The 14,677-nt window shown below is 60.7% G+C and carries 12 protein-coding genes; 8 read left to right on the top strand and 4 right to left on the bottom strand.

What is annotated here, in order from left to right; translation table 11 throughout:
• Positions 1–233: 233 nt before the first annotated feature.
• Positions 234–5,903, bottom strand: a complete 5,670-nt coding sequence (locus AB4O35_RS01120) for a membrane-targeted effector domain-containing toxin (protein ID WP_083207106.1) — start codon at positions 5,901–5,903, stop codon at positions 234–236.
• 204 nt (positions 5,904–6,107) lie between these two features.
• Here AB4O35_RS01120 and AB4O35_RS01115 point away from each other — a divergent pair, with 204 nt between their 5' ends.
• Positions 6,108–6,725: an FKBP-type peptidyl-prolyl cis-trans isomerase gene (locus AB4O35_RS01115; protein WP_003176055.1), complete on the top strand. Its 618-nt coding sequence runs from the start codon at positions 6,108–6,110 to the stop codon at positions 6,723–6,725.
• Positions 6,726–6,879: 154 nt separating this feature from the next.
• Here the strand turns inward: AB4O35_RS01115 and AB4O35_RS01110 are convergent, their stop codons facing one another.
• From AB4O35_RS01110 to AB4O35_RS01100, 3 genes are all read right to left on the bottom strand, one after another.
• Positions 6,880–7,137, bottom strand: coding sequence for a PA4570 family protein (locus AB4O35_RS01110; RefSeq protein WP_024077374.1), 258 nt, complete (start codon positions 7,135–7,137; stop codon positions 6,880–6,882).
• A 161-nt stretch (positions 7,138–7,298) separates the two neighbouring features.
• Entirely contained in the window at positions 7,299–7,640 is a 342-nt protein-coding gene (locus AB4O35_RS01105; protein WP_065874684.1) for a zinc ribbon domain-containing protein YjdM, read from the bottom strand.
• 203 nt (positions 7,641–7,843) lie between these two features.
• A complete protein-coding gene (locus AB4O35_RS01100; RefSeq protein WP_065874685.1) occupies positions 7,844–8,812 on the bottom strand; it encodes a polyprenyl synthetase family protein in 969 nt (322 codons plus the stop codon).
• A gap of 239 nt (positions 8,813–9,051) precedes the next feature.
• Between AB4O35_RS01100 and rplU the strand changes: the two genes are divergently transcribed.
• The 7 genes from rplU (at position 9,052) to AB4O35_RS01065 (ending at position 14,637) form a co-directional block, all read left to right on the top strand.
• Complete coding sequence (gene rplU / locus AB4O35_RS01095) at positions 9,052–9,366, top strand: 50S ribosomal protein L21 (protein WP_003176051.1); 315 nt, start codon at positions 9,052–9,054, stop codon at positions 9,364–9,366.
• A 34-nt stretch (positions 9,367–9,400) separates the two neighbouring features.
• Positions 9,401–9,658 (top strand): 50S ribosomal protein L27, encoded by a 258-nt coding sequence (rpmA, locus tag AB4O35_RS01090; protein WP_003176049.1) that lies wholly within the window; start codon positions 9,401–9,403, stop codon positions 9,656–9,658.
• A gap of 193 nt (positions 9,659–9,851) precedes the next feature.
• Complete coding sequence (gene cgtA, locus AB4O35_RS01085; RefSeq protein WP_065874686.1) at positions 9,852–11,075, top strand: Obg family GTPase CgtA; 1,224 nt, start codon at positions 9,852–9,854, stop codon at positions 11,073–11,075.
• A gap of 111 nt (positions 11,076–11,186) precedes the next feature.
• Positions 11,187–12,305, top strand: a complete 1,119-nt coding sequence (proB, locus tag AB4O35_RS01080) for a glutamate 5-kinase (RefSeq protein ID WP_005791305.1) — start codon at positions 11,187–11,189, stop codon at positions 12,303–12,305.
• Positions 12,306–12,320: 15 nt separating this feature from the next.
• On the top strand, positions 12,321–12,785 hold the full coding sequence (locus tag AB4O35_RS01075; protein WP_065874460.1) for a CreA family protein: 465 nt from the start codon (positions 12,321–12,323) through the stop codon (positions 12,783–12,785).
• A 101-nt stretch (positions 12,786–12,886) separates the two neighbouring features.
• Positions 12,887–13,369, top strand: coding sequence for a glutathione peroxidase (locus AB4O35_RS01070; RefSeq protein ID WP_049711568.1), 483 nt, complete (start codon positions 12,887–12,889; stop codon positions 13,367–13,369).
• 164 nt (positions 13,370–13,533) lie between these two features.
• Positions 13,534–14,637 (top strand): NADH:flavin oxidoreductase, encoded by a 1,104-nt coding sequence (locus tag AB4O35_RS01065; RefSeq protein ID WP_065880726.1) that lies wholly within the window; start codon positions 13,534–13,536, stop codon positions 14,635–14,637.
• Positions 14,638–14,677: the final 40 nt, after the last annotated feature.

Genomic DNA, 14,677 nt, shown 5'->3' with positions numbered 1-14,677 from the left:
CCAAAGCCCAGGCCGAGTTTGAGGTTGACGCTGATGTTGCCGAACCAGCTGTTCATCGAATACTCCGCAAGAATGATTTCGGTGTGCTGGACGGTGTTGTTGTTGGGGCCAGCCGAGTTATGTAGGCCTGTATCGGCGGCAATGTGTGAACCTGAAATACTTTTGTCGCCCGAATGACTCGGCGGTCGAAAACGGCCCCGCCCCTGGCATTGGGCGGGGCCGTGTGGCGTGGCTCAGGTGACCGCGCGCAAACCCGGCCCGATGCCCAGCGGCGGATGGCTCTTGAGTGCCTCGATCAATTGCGCCAAGTACAGAAAACGTTGTTCCTTGAGCCGGTCCCAACGGTCAATGAAGTAGCGCCCACGGTCGTCGATTTGAATGGCGGTGGTTACGACACCTTCATTTCTGGAACGATGCACCAGGTAGATTTCAGTCGCCGAGGGCCGCTCGATCAGGAACTCGCCGGCCAGTTTGAGTGTGCTGCGATCAGCCCGTGGTACTGGCGGTGGCAGCGGTTTTCCGGGCAGTCCTACGCTCAGCTTGAAGTCACTGCGCAGGGCCATTCCACCCGCTTCGTCAGCCGTTTCCCAAGCGCCGAGATGCAGCGCTTTCGCAAGGCTTGGCGCTACATCGTGGATATGCAGGCTGATGGCGTCCTGCAATTGCGCGATGCCCGGCACAAGAAAATAGGTGTCGGTATGCGCCGTGCCCATCAGCGCCACCCACTTGTGCGCGCCTTGTGCTGCCTGGTCGGCCTTGATCACTTCGTTGGCGAAATAACTGAACAAGGTATTGCGCTCGCTGGCGTCGCCAATGCCCTTGGTGTGGTAGCTGGCAGTGCAGTCCAGCGCCCGAATGCGGAGCCCGTACTTATTGGCGGCGGCCAGTACATTGGTGTAGGTGTTGGGGCCGGTGTAGCGCCACATATGGCCCTGGTCCTGTGCCTTCAGGTAGCGTTGCAAACGATCAGGCATCTTCAAGGTGCTATGGAAACTCTCCAATTGCGCCTGGTGCATGTCCGTCAGCAGGTGTTCCACATAGAGGGTCTTGACGCCCTGCTTCTTCAGCCACTTCATGTGTTTGATCAGAAATTGCTTGGGCGATACCGTCGAATGCACTTCGCCGATCACCAGGCCCAGCTTGAATTTGTACACCTGCTCGATGAAATCCGTCTCGGTGTTTGCGGTGGTCAGATGAGCCAAGGATGGCCGCGCCGCGGGGGTATACGTGTCGAGAAAACTGCTGGCACGGTCATGCAGTTTTTTGCGTATCTGAGTAAAGCTTCGCAGTGCCTCTTTTTGCGGTGCGGCCAGGTTCAGCGACGTGTAGCGAGGGTCCAACCCGCGAGGCTCGCCGGCTATTTGCATGATGTCCGCGTGGAAATGCTGCGGGATATCGAACTCATTGAAATGCGTCGCCACCATCCCGACCTGCGACAATCGCGATGTACCTTGTTGTGCGAGGACGTGATGAGCGGTGGGCAGCGCCAGCCGGTAGTCACCGCGCGCCTGGGTGGCGACATTTGCATCGGGCCAGATGCCCGTCGGTTGGCCCGGAGCTGCGTCCGCGATGCGCAGGGCCAGGGTGTTCTGCAGGTCGGCCAGGCCTGCCACCTGCTCATAGGTGCCAAGGCGATTTTGCTCGACCAACGCGATCCACCCATCCGCCGCGTCGCGCTCCATGACTTTGTGGGAATAGAAGTTCCTGAGCTTGCTGGCGCGGGGGATAAGGCGCTCGCCTTCCCCCAGGGCCAATACCTGTTCCAGATGATATGACGCCGAACCATCTAACCCCTCCACTGCGACGTTGTGGCGGTGGGCGCTGAGCATCAGTTGGCGGTAACTGAAGGGCGCTTGGCGGTGCAGCCCGAGCGCCACGTCGACGTTGGCCAGGTGCGCCTCCACCTGTTTGAGTGCGCGGGCGATATCGCCTTTGACCTGCTTATTCAGGACCTGCAATTTGCTGCGGAAAATATCCGCTGGCAGGTTTTCGATGTATAGGCGCTTCAAGCCTTTCTCCGCCAGGGCTGGCATGTTCTCGATAAGCAATTGCTTGCTGGCGATGGAGTTGTTGTGGGCGCCGATAATCAGGCGTTTTTGCGGCGTGAACAGGTTTTGCAAAATGTCAGCGTGGGCGGCGTCGGGTGCGAATGTCGGCTCGGCGGGCCGTGCAGGACGCGGGCCAAGCGCCTGGAAGAAGGCTTCGGCATCCGCGCTCAACCGCTGTACCTGCGCGGGGTAGGCCTCTTTGAGTGGCGCCAGTGCTGTGCTGGCATTGGCACGGGCGGCGAAGTCCAGGCCGGAACCCCAATCGGTCTGTTCCTTGAGGAAGTCCGGCGCCAGCACGGTGCGCAAATTCTTGCTTTGGTCGCGGGCGATCTCATACGGGGCAAGCGGGTTTTCGGCGTCTTCCGGCAGCTTTTCATATCTCGTGCGTCCGCCGCCGGCCATGCCTGAGCGCGTCCAACGGCCCTTGGCGTCCTGACTGACCAAACGCGCTGTCGAGCGATACTCGCCCGTCGAAGCGTCCAGGCGGTAAAGCAAATGCCGTCCCAGCGCATCCGGCTTTTGCGCGGCCCATAGCGTCTGGCCGTCAAACAGCACGGGTTGCAGGCCGGGTGGCACGGTGCTTTTGAGTGGTTTGAGTGCCGCGGTTTTCAGGGCCTGCTTGCTGGCGGGAATCAACGGACGCAGGGGCGACAGCAAATTGAACGTCCCCTTTAGAACCTGGCGGTAATCAAACAGCAAGGCACCGCCGCTGCTAAGCAAGTAACCGAGAAAGTGCTGCAGCGCCATGCCTTTGTCGCGCTGCTGATAGGCGTTGAGCGCCAGCATGGCGTCCTTGAATGCCAGCAGGCCGCCCAGGCTCAGGCTCAGGGGCGGGAATGGGATCGTGGCGACGGCGGTCAGCCATTCCACGCAGGTCCAGAGAATGCCGGTGATCATCTGCGTGCGGTTGCCCGTCGTGGCGTTGACGTCGTCGATCTTGCGTTGCAGCGCCATGTTGTAGAACTCATGGCGCAGATCGGCCAGGGGGGCCGCGTGGGCGATCGCGTCATAGCGGGCCGGGCTTGGCGTCGTGCGGTTGATATCACTGGGCAGGCCGTTGCGCACGCTCTCCAGAAATCCGCTGACCCGCGATCGGGACTGCGTCGGCACGCGCCCACAGAAGTAGGCCGGCATGCCGTCGACCTGCTTGAGCAGATAGTTGAACAGCCTGGCCTCGCGAAAACTGATGCCATCTGGAGCGTTCGGGGTATAGAGCAGCGTAGGGTTGTCGGCGTGACTGAACAGGTAGTTGCCGATCACCCATTCACCGTCGATGAATACGCGGTGCACGCGGTAGCTGTTGCGTTGGCTGACGGCCGTGTCGCCCAGGCCATCGATGGCGCGCTCCAGCCAGGCGAGGTCGACACTGGCGATATGGCCTTGCAGGCGCGACTCAAGGGCCGCGCCTTTCATCTGCAGTTGGTTGATCTTCAGGATGGCGTTGCGCCGTTCGGCATAGCCCTGGCTATCGACTTGCAGTTGCAGACGGACCTGATCGGTGTAGCGCTGGCCGATCCACACCCCAGTCACTGAGCGGGCCACGTTCTGCGCGGTCAGCGGGCTCAGGTCCACGCCAGCCAGGCCGCGGAAAGTGGCGCTGGCGGAGAATTTTTCGTCGAGGAACCCCACGCCGTCTTCGTAACCGTCGCGGTACAACTGCGTGTAGGGCATTTCGGTTTTCGGCCCCAGCAGCGGCTTGGGCGAGTAGACGAAAACCGTGTCTGGATCGACATCATTCTGCTTACGCCCCAACAGCCGATTGAGGCTGGCTTTGGCGTGTTCATGCACATACGCCTCAAAGGTCGGCAGGCGCGCCTCCGAATCGGGCCGGGCATCGTAGGCGCGTTGTGCGCCCTGGGCATCTTCGGCCAGGCTGGTGAGTTTGATTCGGTCGGCTGCCGACGCCGCTCGATACCAGGGTGGGCTGCTGTGCTGGTAGTCGTCCAGCGCCTGGGATTCGAGCCAATGGGCGACCATCGCGTCCAGGCAGTCCGCATGGTTACACGCCGGGCCGAAGGTGACTTCCTGATACTCGTCGTCCCCTGGCTTAAAGCTCAGGTTGTTCAGGAAGGTCGCCATCTTGGGACGAAAGCGCACGGGGACTTGCTGGATCACATAGTCACGCATCGCCCCGGACGCTTCATCCGCCCAGCCGATGATGTGGGCCTGGCATTCCCGCAGGCTGTCGAAGGCCATGAACTGCCGAGCGCGCGGGGCTTCGGGTGTGCATAGCAGCAGGCGCTTGACCTGGCCGCTGGCATCTTCGTCGCGCAGTACCCACAGGTCTTTGAGTTGCGCGCCATGGACCAGCACCGGTTGCGCCCGCAGGTGCGGATGAAGATTGGCGCGCAGTTGTTCGAAGCGCCGGTAATCGGCCGGGTCCAGATGGCCCTGGAGCCTGGCGAGGCTCGCCAGCGTGAGCAGGCGTTGATCGAGCAGCGTCCTTGTCGCCTGTTTGATTTCAGGCGTACCGAGCATGCTTTTTTGCTCGGCGGCAAAGTCCAGGCGCGGATGCAGGTCTTGTAACAGGAGGGCCAGCACGTGCGGAGTCAGTTGGGCATGATCCCCCTGCAACGGCGCGTCGGCGTAGGTGAGTTGGCTGCGATGCAGGAAGTCGGAGCCAGGCAACCCGTCGTCGGTGTGCAGGCCTGCCAATGACAACGCCACCAGGTTATGGCGTTGTGCATAGTCGCCGGCGAGGGCGACCTTGCGCTGGGTGGTGATGTGCAGTTGATGCGGATCGAGGTCGTGGATATCCAGGTCGTCTGCCAGCCGCTCTACCAGTTGGTAGTGCGCCAGGGCCTGTGGTGTGGCGGCGGGGCCGAACAGGTCGAGGAATAACTGGCGGGCCTGATTGTAGTCCGCCAGTTTCGCGATCAACGCGTGTTGGTCAGTCGCTGCGGCATTGCGGAACCAGACGGGCAAACGGTTGTAGAGGGCTTGTTCCAGCAGGCGTTGGGCGCGAAATTCCAGGCGTTCGGAGAGGTCGGGCAGCGCCGCCTGAATGGCGGCGTCCAGCAATGGAACCCGCGTGGCAGGCGTGTGGTTCGCCAGGGCGGCCTCGATGTCGAGGCTGCGTTTGTCCAGCAGCGCCTGGTAGCTGAATTCGAACAGCGGCTGGTCGGTGATCGGTTGCAGTTCCAGGGGCCAGATACCGGCGCTGTCCAAATGTTGATAAGCCACAGGCAAGTGGCGAGTGAGCACGTCCCGGTCGGTGGCGGTTGCCATGATTGTCAGCAGGCCCTGGTCGAGGTCGTGCAACGAGTCGAAGGGTTCCAGGCCACGGGATGGCATGAAAAGCAGCACCGGACCGACCGGCTCGCCGGAGGTCAAGTCGTTCACCACGGGGCTGGCCTGGCGCGTGAGCACGAAGGCGCCGGCAAAGGCCACGGTCTGTTCCTGATAGGTGAACGTCAGGGCATACATGCCTGGACGGAACGCCGGGCCGCGGGAGCAGTCTTCCACCATGCGCTGGTCGGACGGTGTGAGCAGGTAGTCCTTGGCGTTGAGGCGCGCTTCCTGTTCCAGCGCGGTGCTGCCGGCGGTATAGGTCATGTAGGCCTTGCGGCCCTGGCCATCCACGCGGCTGGTTTCATCCAGGGTTTGCAGTTGCTGGTCTAGATTGGTTTTCAGGCGCGCGAGCGAGGTGTCGTCTTCGGCAAGGCCGTTGTAGAGCGCGCGGGCCTGGGTGAAGAAAGCCGCGTTGGCTTGCTTGAGCGTGGCGTTCACTTTTTCCAACGCCTGGAGCGTGTGTGGTAATTGGACGGGGCGCAGCGTCTGGCCGCGCAGTGTCGGGTCGATCTCGAGCAGTTGGGTCTCGAGCTGCTCAAGGGTGGGTTCGGTCAGGGTGCTCATCGGCACAGTCCTCATGATGATGAAGTGAATCCTCAGCATGAGGTGACGCCCGGGCGGCGCAGCGGTAGATAGCTAGGGGGCAGGGGTGGGCTCATCAGGGGCAGGTTTTCTGTGCTAGTCTGCTGGCCCTTTTAGTTCTGGAGGACACGGGAAGCGCAGCGCTCATGCAGCTTTTTCGGTGTCTTCCTACAGCGGAGCCTCTTCATGTCCGAAGTTAATCTGTCCACCGACGAAACCCGCGTCAGCTACGGTATTGGCCGTCAGTTGGGTGACCAACTGCGCGACAACCCGCCGCCGGGCGTGAGCCTGGACGCGATCCTGGCCGGCCTGACCGACGCCTTCGCTGGCAAGCCAAGCCGTGTGGACCAAGAGCAGATGGCCGCCAGCTTCAAAGTGATCCGCGAAATCATGCAAGCCGAAGCGGCTGCCAAGGCTGAAGCTGCAGCGGGCGCCGGCCTGGCGTTCCTGGCTGAAAACGCCAAGCGTGATGGCATCACCACCCTGGCTTCCGGCCTGCAATTCGAAGTGCTGACCGCAGGTGATGGCGCCAAGCCAACCCGTGAAGACCAAGTGCGTACTCACTACCACGGCACCCTGATCGACGGCACTGTGTTCGACAGCTCCTACGAGCGCGGCCAGCCTGCAGAATTCCCGGTTGGCGGCGTGATCGCTGGCTGGACTGAAGCCCTGCAACTGATGAATGCCGGCAGCAAATGGCGCCTGTACGTGCCAAGCGAACTGGCTTACGGCGCTCAAGGCGTTGGCAGCATCCCGCCGCACAGCGTTCTGGTGTTCGACGTCGAACTGCTCGACGTTCTGTAAGACTGGGCAGCATTGACGCCAGCTTGATATGGGAGCTGGCTTGCCTGCGATAGCATCACCTCGGTAGCAAGGTTGACCGAGTCGTCTGCATCGCGGGCAAGTCGAAGCGTCGACTCCCACATCAGGCCGGTGCATTCATGGCTTGTAGTGTCGCTCATGGATGAAACTTGCCATTGAGCTCCGTGGTCGGGCGCAACGCTCGGGCATAGCAGAACAGAAACAGATTGCGCACCACTTCCTTCAACACGCCAGGTTCACTTGAACTCAGCCCGTTGACGTCCAGATCACCCTGATCCTGCAGTTCATTCAGGGCTTCTTCTTCCAGTACCGCACAGACTTCGCCGGTTTCCCGATGCAGGATCCGCAGGTAAGGGTGTGGGCGGTCCAGCCAGGCATCTATCAAATAAGTCATGGGTTGCATCTCCTTGATGGGTTTCAATGAGAATAATTCTTATTCGTAGAATAGCAAGTGTCTATTGGCGGTTTCTGGTTTTTTCTGTGTGGATATTGCGTGGGGTCAACGCAGAGGGCGAAACGCCATCCCGCGGCGGGCGCGGGATGGAGGTAGCACATTCAGACTTTGCGCACGAACTCGGACTTGAGCTTCATTGGGCCGATACCGTCGATCTTGCAATCGATATCGTGGTCGCCGTCGCACAGGCGGATGTTCTTGACCTTGGTGCCGACCTTGACCACCAGGGAGGTACCCTTGACCTTGAGGTCCTTGATCACGGTGATGGTGTCGCCGTCCTGCAGGACGTTGCCTACAGAGTCTTTCTTCACGGCGTCGTCGCTGGCCGCTTCGACTTCGCCATTGGCGGACCACTCATGGGCGCATTCCGGGCAGATCAGCTGGGCGCCGTCTTCGTAGGTGTATTCGGAGTTGCATTTCGGGCAGGGTGGCAACGTGCTCACTAAAGCTCCTTAAAAGTCAGGATGGCTAAAAGTCGCACATTATATAGGGATTTGCAGCGAGAGCGGGGCAGTGGGTGGTAATGAGGTCCAAATGTGGGAGCGGGCTTGCTCGCGAAGGCGGTGGGTCAGCTAGAAGCTTCTCACTGATATACCGCCTTCGCGAGCAAGCCCGCTCCCACACAAGCCCATTCCGCCAATAGTCTTTAGTGCGTACGCGCGACCGCAAACTCACTCAGCTCAACCAGGGCGTCCCGGTATTCACTGGCCGGCAGGGCGTCCAGGCATTTGATCGCACGGGCGACATAATCACGCGCCAACTGTGCGGTGTACTCCAGCGAGCCTGACGCCTCGACGGCGGCACGGATGGCCTCCAGGTCTTCGATCCCGCCTTTCTGGATCGCCTTGCGCACCAGGGCGGCTTGTTCCGGCGTGCCTTCGCGCATGGTGTAGATCAGCGGCAAGGTCGGCTTGCCTTCGGCCAGGTCGTCGCCGACGTTCTTGCCCAGGGTCTCTGCGTCGCCACGGTAGTCGAGCAAGTCATCTACCAATTGGAAGGCTACGCCCAGGTGGTCGCCAAAGGTGCGCAGGGCTTCGGACTGTTCGGCCGTCGCGCCACACAGTGCAGCCGCGCTATGGGTGGAGGCTTCGAAGAGCATCGCGGTTTTGCCGCGAATCACTTCCATGTAGGTTTCTTCGGTGGTGCTGGCGTCGCGGACCTTCGACAGTTGCAGCACTTCGCCTTCGGCGATGATGCGTGTGGCCTGTGAAAGAATCTTCATCACCGGCATCGAGCCAAGTTCAACCATCATTTCGAACGATCGCGAGTACAGGAAGTCGCCCACCAGTACGCTAGGGGCATTGCCCCACATGGCATTGGCGGTTTCGCGGCCACGGCGCATGCCGGACATGTCGACCACGTCGTCATGCAGCAGGGTGGCGGTGTGCAGGAACTCGATAGTGGCCGCCAGCAGGCGCAGGTCATCGCCTTCGCGACCCAGGGCCTTGCCGCACAGCAACACTAATAAAGGACGCAGGCGTTTACCGCCCGCCGACGTAATATAGTCGCCAATTTTGGAGACCAGCGGCACTTTAGAAGTCAGCTGCTTCTTGATGATGCCGTCGACGGCGCTAAAATCGTCCGCGACCGCGCGGTAGAAAGCTTGGGGTTGCATCAGCGACAGTCGCTCCAGAAGGGTTGCGCGGCATGCTAGGACCCAGGCCCCCGGGTGTCAAGGCGCGATAGACGGCCACTTGCAACGCGTCAAAGCCTTGCGTACAATCGCGCACCCTGAACTTCCTGGGCAGCACCTGCCTTACGCAATTGCATTCGGGACGTCCATCCCATGCAGCCATGCCAGCCAATACCTCTTCTTATAAAGCGCTGGGTGAGCAGGATTATCGGAGAAATACCATGTCGTACGCAGTAATTGTTACTGGTGGCAAGCAATACAAGGTCGCCCCAGGTGAATACCTGAAGATCGAAAAACTGGAAATCGCTACCGGCGAATCCGTTACTTTTGATCGCGTTCTGTTGGTCGCCAATGGCGATGACGTGAACATCGGCGCTCCAGTTGTTGCTGGCGCTACCGTTGTGGCTGAAGTGATCTCCCAAGGTCGTCACGATAAAGTCCGCATCATCAAGTTCCGTCGTCGTAAGCACCACATGAAGCGTATGGGCCACCGCCAGTGGTACACCGAGATCAAAATCACCGGTATTCAGGCTTAATTTCAGCCTAATTCCTCACTAGGAGAATTGACTCATGGCACACAAAAAAGCTGGTGGTAGTACCCGTAACGGTCGCGACTCAGAAGCCAAACGCCTTGGCGTTAAGATGTATGGCGGCCAGAAAATCATTCCGGGCAACATCATCGTGCGTCAGCGCGGCACCCAATTCCACGCCGGTTACGGTGTTGGCATGGGTAAAGATCACACCCTCTTCGCTAAAATCGAAGGCGTGATCAAGTTTGAAGTAAAAGGCGCGTTCAACCGCCGTTACGTGAGCGTTGTCGCAGCTTAACTGCGAGATCGCTGGAAAAGCCCTGTCTCGCGACGGGGCTTTTTCGTTTGTGGGGTGAGTCTCTTGCAAAGCTGTTTGTAATGGGCTCAAGCGCGGGATGTGCGGTCGTTGATTGAGGTCGCTGCGCTCATTTTTGCAAGAGTCTTATGTCTTGGTTTCTTAAGCTCGTCCGTGCGGCGAGAGGCGTTTTGTTATGAAGTTCGTTGATGAAGTTTCCATCCGAGTAAAAGCAGGCGACGGCGGTAACGGTTGCATGAGTTTCCGTCGCGAAAAATTCATCGAAAACGGTGGTCCTAACGGCGGTGATGGCGGTGACGGCGGTTCCATCTACATGATGGCCGACGAAAACCTCAACACCCTGGTCGACTACCGTTACACCCGGCACTTTGATGCCGAGCGTGGCTCCAACGGCGGCAGCACCGACTGCACCGGTAAAAAAGGCGAAGACCTGGTACTGCGCGTACCGGTTGGCACCACGATCATCGACTCGGCCACCCAGGAAGTGATTGGCGACCTGACCAAGGCCGGCCAGAAGCTGATGGTTGTGCAGGGCGGCTGGCACGGTCTGGGTAACACCCGATTCAAGTCCAGTACCAACCGCGCGCCACGCCAGACCACGCCAGGCAAGCCGGGCGAGCAGCGTGACCTCAAGCTGGAAATGAAAGTCCTCGCCGACGTAGGCCTGTTGGGCCTGCCGAACGCCGGTAAAAGTACCTTCATCCGTTCGGTATCGGCCGCCAAGCCGAAAGTCGCCGACTACCCGTTCACCACCCTGGTACCCAACCTGGGCGTGGTCAGCGTCGACCGTTGGAAAAGCTTCGTGGTCGCCGACATTCCTGGCCTGATCGAAGGTGCTTCCGACGGTGCTGGCCTGGGGATTCGCTTCCTCAAGCACTTGTCGCGTACCCGTTTGCTGCTGCACCTCGTCGATATGGCGCCGCTGGATGACACCAGTGCACCGGACGCCGCCGAAGTGATCGTCAGCGAGCTGACCAAGTTCAGCCCGGCCCTGGCCGAGCGTGATCGCTGGTTGGTGCTGAACAAGTGCGACCAGATCCTCGAAGAAGAGCACGAAGAGCGCGTCAAGGAAATCGTTGACCGCCTGGAATGGACTGGCCCGGTCTACGTGATCTCGGCCATCGCCAAAGAAGGCACCGAGCGCCTGACCCGCGACATCATGCGCTACCTCGAAGACCGTGCCGACCGCCTCGCGGCCGACCCGGTGTTCAAGGCCGAATTGGCTGAGCTCGATCAGCAGATCGAAGACGAGGCCCGTGCCCAGTTGCAAGCCCTGGACGACCAGCGTGCCCTGCGCCGCAGCGGCGTGAAGTCGGTCCATGACATCGGCGACGATGATTGGGACGAAGAAGACGTGGATGATGAAGACGGTCCGGAAATCATTTACGTGCGCGACTGATCTGTTGCGATAAACTTGAACGCCGCTCCTTTTAGAGCGGCGTTTTGGTATCTGGGTATAACGTTATGGGCGGCGCTGGGTCGCGCAGCCATCACTTTAAGGTTGAAGATGATGCGGAGCAAAGTGACAGGTGCGCAGCGCTGGGTCGTAAAGATCGGAAGTGCGCTGCTGACGGCGGATGGCAAAGGTCTGGATCGCGCAGCCATGAGCGTCTGGGTCGAGCAGATGGTGGCCTTGCATGAAGCAGGCGTCGAGTTGGTGCTGGTGTCGTCCGGGGCAGTTGCTGCCGGGATGAGCCGCCTCGGCTGGACCGCGCGACCCAGCGCGATGCACGAGCTGCAAGCCGCCGCCGCCATCGGCCAGATGGGCCTGGTGCAAGCCTGGGAATCCAGCTTTGCCGAGCACGGTCGCCACACGGCGCAGATCCTGCTGACCCACGACGACCTGTCCGACCGCAAGCGCTACCTCAACGCCCGCAGCACCCTGCGTGCGCTGGTGGAGCTCAAGGTCATCCCGGTCATCAACGAAAACGACACGGTGGTCACCGACGAAATCCGCTTCGGCGACAACGACACCCTGGCCGCCCTGGTGGCCAACCTGGTGGAAGCCGACCTGCTGGTGATTCTTACCGACCGCGACGGCATGTTCGACGCCGACCCGCGCAACAACCCTGATGCCCAGCTCATCTACGAAGCGCGCGCCGATGACCCGGCGCTGGACGCCGTGGCCGGCAGTGTCGGCGGCGCCCTGGGCCGTGGCGGCATGCAGACCAAACTGCGTGCCGCACGCCTGGCCGCACGTTCCGGCGCGCACACCATCATCGTCGGCGGGCGCCTGGAGCGCGTGCTGGACCGCCTCAAGGCCGGTGAGCGCATCGGCACCCTGTTGTCGCCGGAGCGCGGCATGCTGGCGGCGCGCAAACAGTGGCTGGCCGGTCATCTGCAAACCCGAGGCACACTGGTGCTGGACGAGGGTGCCGTGTCAGCGTTGTCCCAGGGCAACAAGAGCCTGCTGCCGGTGGGCGTCAAATTGGTGCAGGGCAGCTTCCGCCGTGGCGAGATGGTGGTCTGCGTTGCGCCGGACGGTCGTGAAATTGCTCGTGGCCTGGCCAACTACAGCGCCCTTGAAGCGCAGAAAATCATTGGACAATCGTCTGATGCGATTGTCGGACTATTGGGTTACATGGCGGAACCTGAACTGGTGCACCGCGACAACCTGATCCTGGTCTAACCAAAGGAATACACGATGCGTTTAATGAAGGGAATGCTCGGCCTGCTGTTGGCCATGCCGCTGCTGGCGTCCGCCGAGGAAGTCGGCCAGGTGTCGACGGTGTTCAAGTTTGTCGGCCCCAACGACCGGATCGTGGTCGAAGCGTTTGATGACCCCAAGGTCGACGGCGTGACGTGCTACCTGTCGCGCGCCAAGACCGGCGGCGTCAAAGGCGGCCTGGGCCTGGCTGAAGACCGCGCCGAAGCCTCGATCGCCTGCCGTCAGGTGGGGCCGATCCGCTTCAAGGGCGAGCTCAAGGATGGCGACGAAGTGTTCAAGGAGCGCACCTCACTGGTGTTCAAGACCATGCAGGTGGTGCGTTTCCTCGACAAGAAGCGCAACACCCTGGTGTATCTGGTGTACAGCGACCGACTGATCGAAGGCAGCCCGCAGAACGCCGTGACGGCGATTCCGATTTTGCCCTGGCCGACCGCTCAGTAACCCGCAGGCGAGTTTTGCAATCGGCGTCTATGATTGCAGGCTTGCGAGCTGTAATCTCGAAGCGCTGCAATGCGAAGAATATGGGATATCTGGAGTTCGTCATGAGTGCTTTCCACGACCTGAAACTCAAAGCGTTGGACGGACAAGAGCTGCCGCTGGCGCCCTTCAAGGGGCAAGTGGTGCTGGTGGTCAACGTAGCCTCCAAATGTGGTTTGACCCCGCAATACGCCGCGTTGGAAAAACTCTACCAGCAGTACAAGGACCAGGGTTTTACCGTACTTGGCTTGCCGTGCAATCAGTTTGCCGGCCAGGAGCCGGGTACTGAGGAAGAGATCCAGGCGTTCTGCAGCCTCAACTACGGGGTAACGTTCCCGCTGGGCAGCAAGCTCGAGGTCAACGGCCCTGATCGGCATCAACTGTACCGCCTGCTGGCAGGCGAGGGCGCCGAGTTCCCCGGGGATATCACCTGGAATTTCGAAAAATTCCTGTTGGGTAAAGACGGCCGGGTGCTCGCGCGCTTTTCGCCACGTACAGCGCCGGATGATCCGACGATCGTCCAGGCCATCGAAAAAGCCCTGAGCTAAACTTCCCCCCTGTGGCGAGTGAGCTTGCTCCCGTTGGGCTGCGCAGCAGCCCTGAAAGCCTTGCCACTTTTACCCCTTAATCACTCAGATCAATAGTGCTACTCAGCGCTGCGCACTCCCCATATTATCCACATCATAAATCCAGTCTCCCGTGGAGTGCCCCCATGCCTGTCCAAGCCTTGTTCAAACCGTTCCAGCTCGGTGCATTGCAACTGTCGACGCGCGTGGTCATGGCGCCGATGACCCGCTCGTTCTCCCCGGGTGGCGTCCCCAATTCCAACGTCATCGAGTACTACCGTCGCCGCGCCGCCGCGGGCGTGGGCCTGATCATCACCGAAGGTACGGTGGTCGGCCATCAAGCCTCAAACGGCTACCCCAATGTTCCGCATTTCTACGGTGAAGCCGCCCTGGCTGGCTGGAAGAAGGTAGTCGACGCGGTGCACGCTGAAGGCGGCAAGATCGTTCCGCAATTGTGGCACGTAGGCAGCGTGCGTCGTATTGGCACCGAGCCAGATGCCAGCGTGCCAGCCTATGGCCCGATGGAAAAACTCAAGGATGGCAACGTGGTCGTCCACGGCATGACCCCTCAGGACATCAAAGAAGTGATCAACGCCTTCGCCCAGGCCGCCAGGGATGCCCAGAGCATCGGCATGGACGGTGTAGAGATCCACGGCGCCCACGGCTACCTGGTGGACCAGTTCTTCTGGGAAGGCAGCAACCAGCGCACCGACGAATACGGCGGCAGTCTGGCCAACCGTTCGCGCTTTGCGATCGAGCTGATCGAGGCCACCCGCGCCGTAGTTGGCCCGGACTTTCCGATCATCTTCCGTTTCTCCCAGTGGAAACAGCAGGACTACACCGCTCGCCTGGTGCAAACCCCGGAAGCGTTGGGCGAGTTCCTCAAGCCGTTGTCTGACGCCGGTGTGGATATTTTCCACTGCTCCACCCGTCGCTTCTGGGAGCCTGAATTCGAAGGCTCCACCCTCAACCTGGCCGGCTGGACCCGCAAGCTCACCGGTAAGCCGACCATTACCGTGGGCAGCGTGGGCCTGGATGGCGAGTTCCTGCAGTTCATGGTCAACACTGACAAGGTCGCGCAACCGGCCAGCCTTGAGAAACTGCTGGAACGCTTGAACAACGATGAGTTCGACCTGGTCGCCGTGGGCCGTGCCCTGCTGGTGGACCCGGATTGGGCCGTGAAGGTGCGCGAGGGCCGGGAGAGCGACATCCTGCCATTCAGTCGTGAGGCGTTGACGACCCTGGTTTGAGTGGTTGGACTCCCTGTGGCCGCACAGGGAGCTTTATGGT

It is taken from the genome of Pseudomonas sp. H1_A03, from assembly GCF_054685145.1.
The sequence above is the reverse complement of the archived record's forward strand: the minus strand, read 5'-3'. Positions and strand labels throughout refer to the sequence as shown.

Bases quoted from the DNA above. Each gene is read 5' to 3' on its own strand.
- rpmA (WP_003176049.1), top strand. From the start codon at position 9,401: ATGGCACACAAAAAAGCTGGTGGTAGTACCCGTAACGGTCGCGACTCA.
- rplU (WP_003176051.1), top strand. From the start codon at position 9,052: ATGTCGTACGCAGTAATTGTTACTGGTGGCAAGCAATACAAGGTCGCC.
- AB4O35_RS01110 (WP_024077374.1), bottom strand. From the start codon at position 7,137: ATGACTTATTTGATAGATGCCTGGCTGGACCGCCCACACCCTTACCTG.
- AB4O35_RS01075 (WP_065874460.1), top strand. From the start codon at position 12,321: ATGCGTTTAATGAAGGGAATGCTCGGCCTGCTGTTGGCCATGCCGCTG.
- AB4O35_RS01115 (WP_003176055.1), top strand. From the start codon at position 6,108: ATGTCCGAAGTTAATCTGTCCACCGACGAAACCCGCGTCAGCTACGGT.
- cgtA (WP_065874686.1), top strand. From the start codon at position 9,852: ATGAAGTTCGTTGATGAAGTTTCCATCCGAGTAAAAGCAGGCGACGGC.
- AB4O35_RS01070 (WP_049711568.1), top strand. From the start codon at position 12,887: ATGAGTGCTTTCCACGACCTGAAACTCAAAGCGTTGGACGGACAAGAG.
- AB4O35_RS01065 (WP_065880726.1), top strand. From the start codon at position 13,534: ATGCCTGTCCAAGCCTTGTTCAAACCGTTCCAGCTCGGTGCATTGCAA.
- AB4O35_RS01100 (WP_065874685.1), bottom strand. From the start codon at position 8,812: ATGCAACCCCAAGCTTTCTACCGCGCGGTCGCGGACGATTTTAGCGCC.
- proB (WP_005791305.1), top strand. From the start codon at position 11,187: ATGCGGAGCAAAGTGACAGGTGCGCAGCGCTGGGTCGTAAAGATCGGA.
- AB4O35_RS01120 (WP_083207106.1), bottom strand. From the start codon at position 5,903: ATGAGCACCCTGACCGAACCCACCCTTGAGCAGCTCGAGACCCAACTG.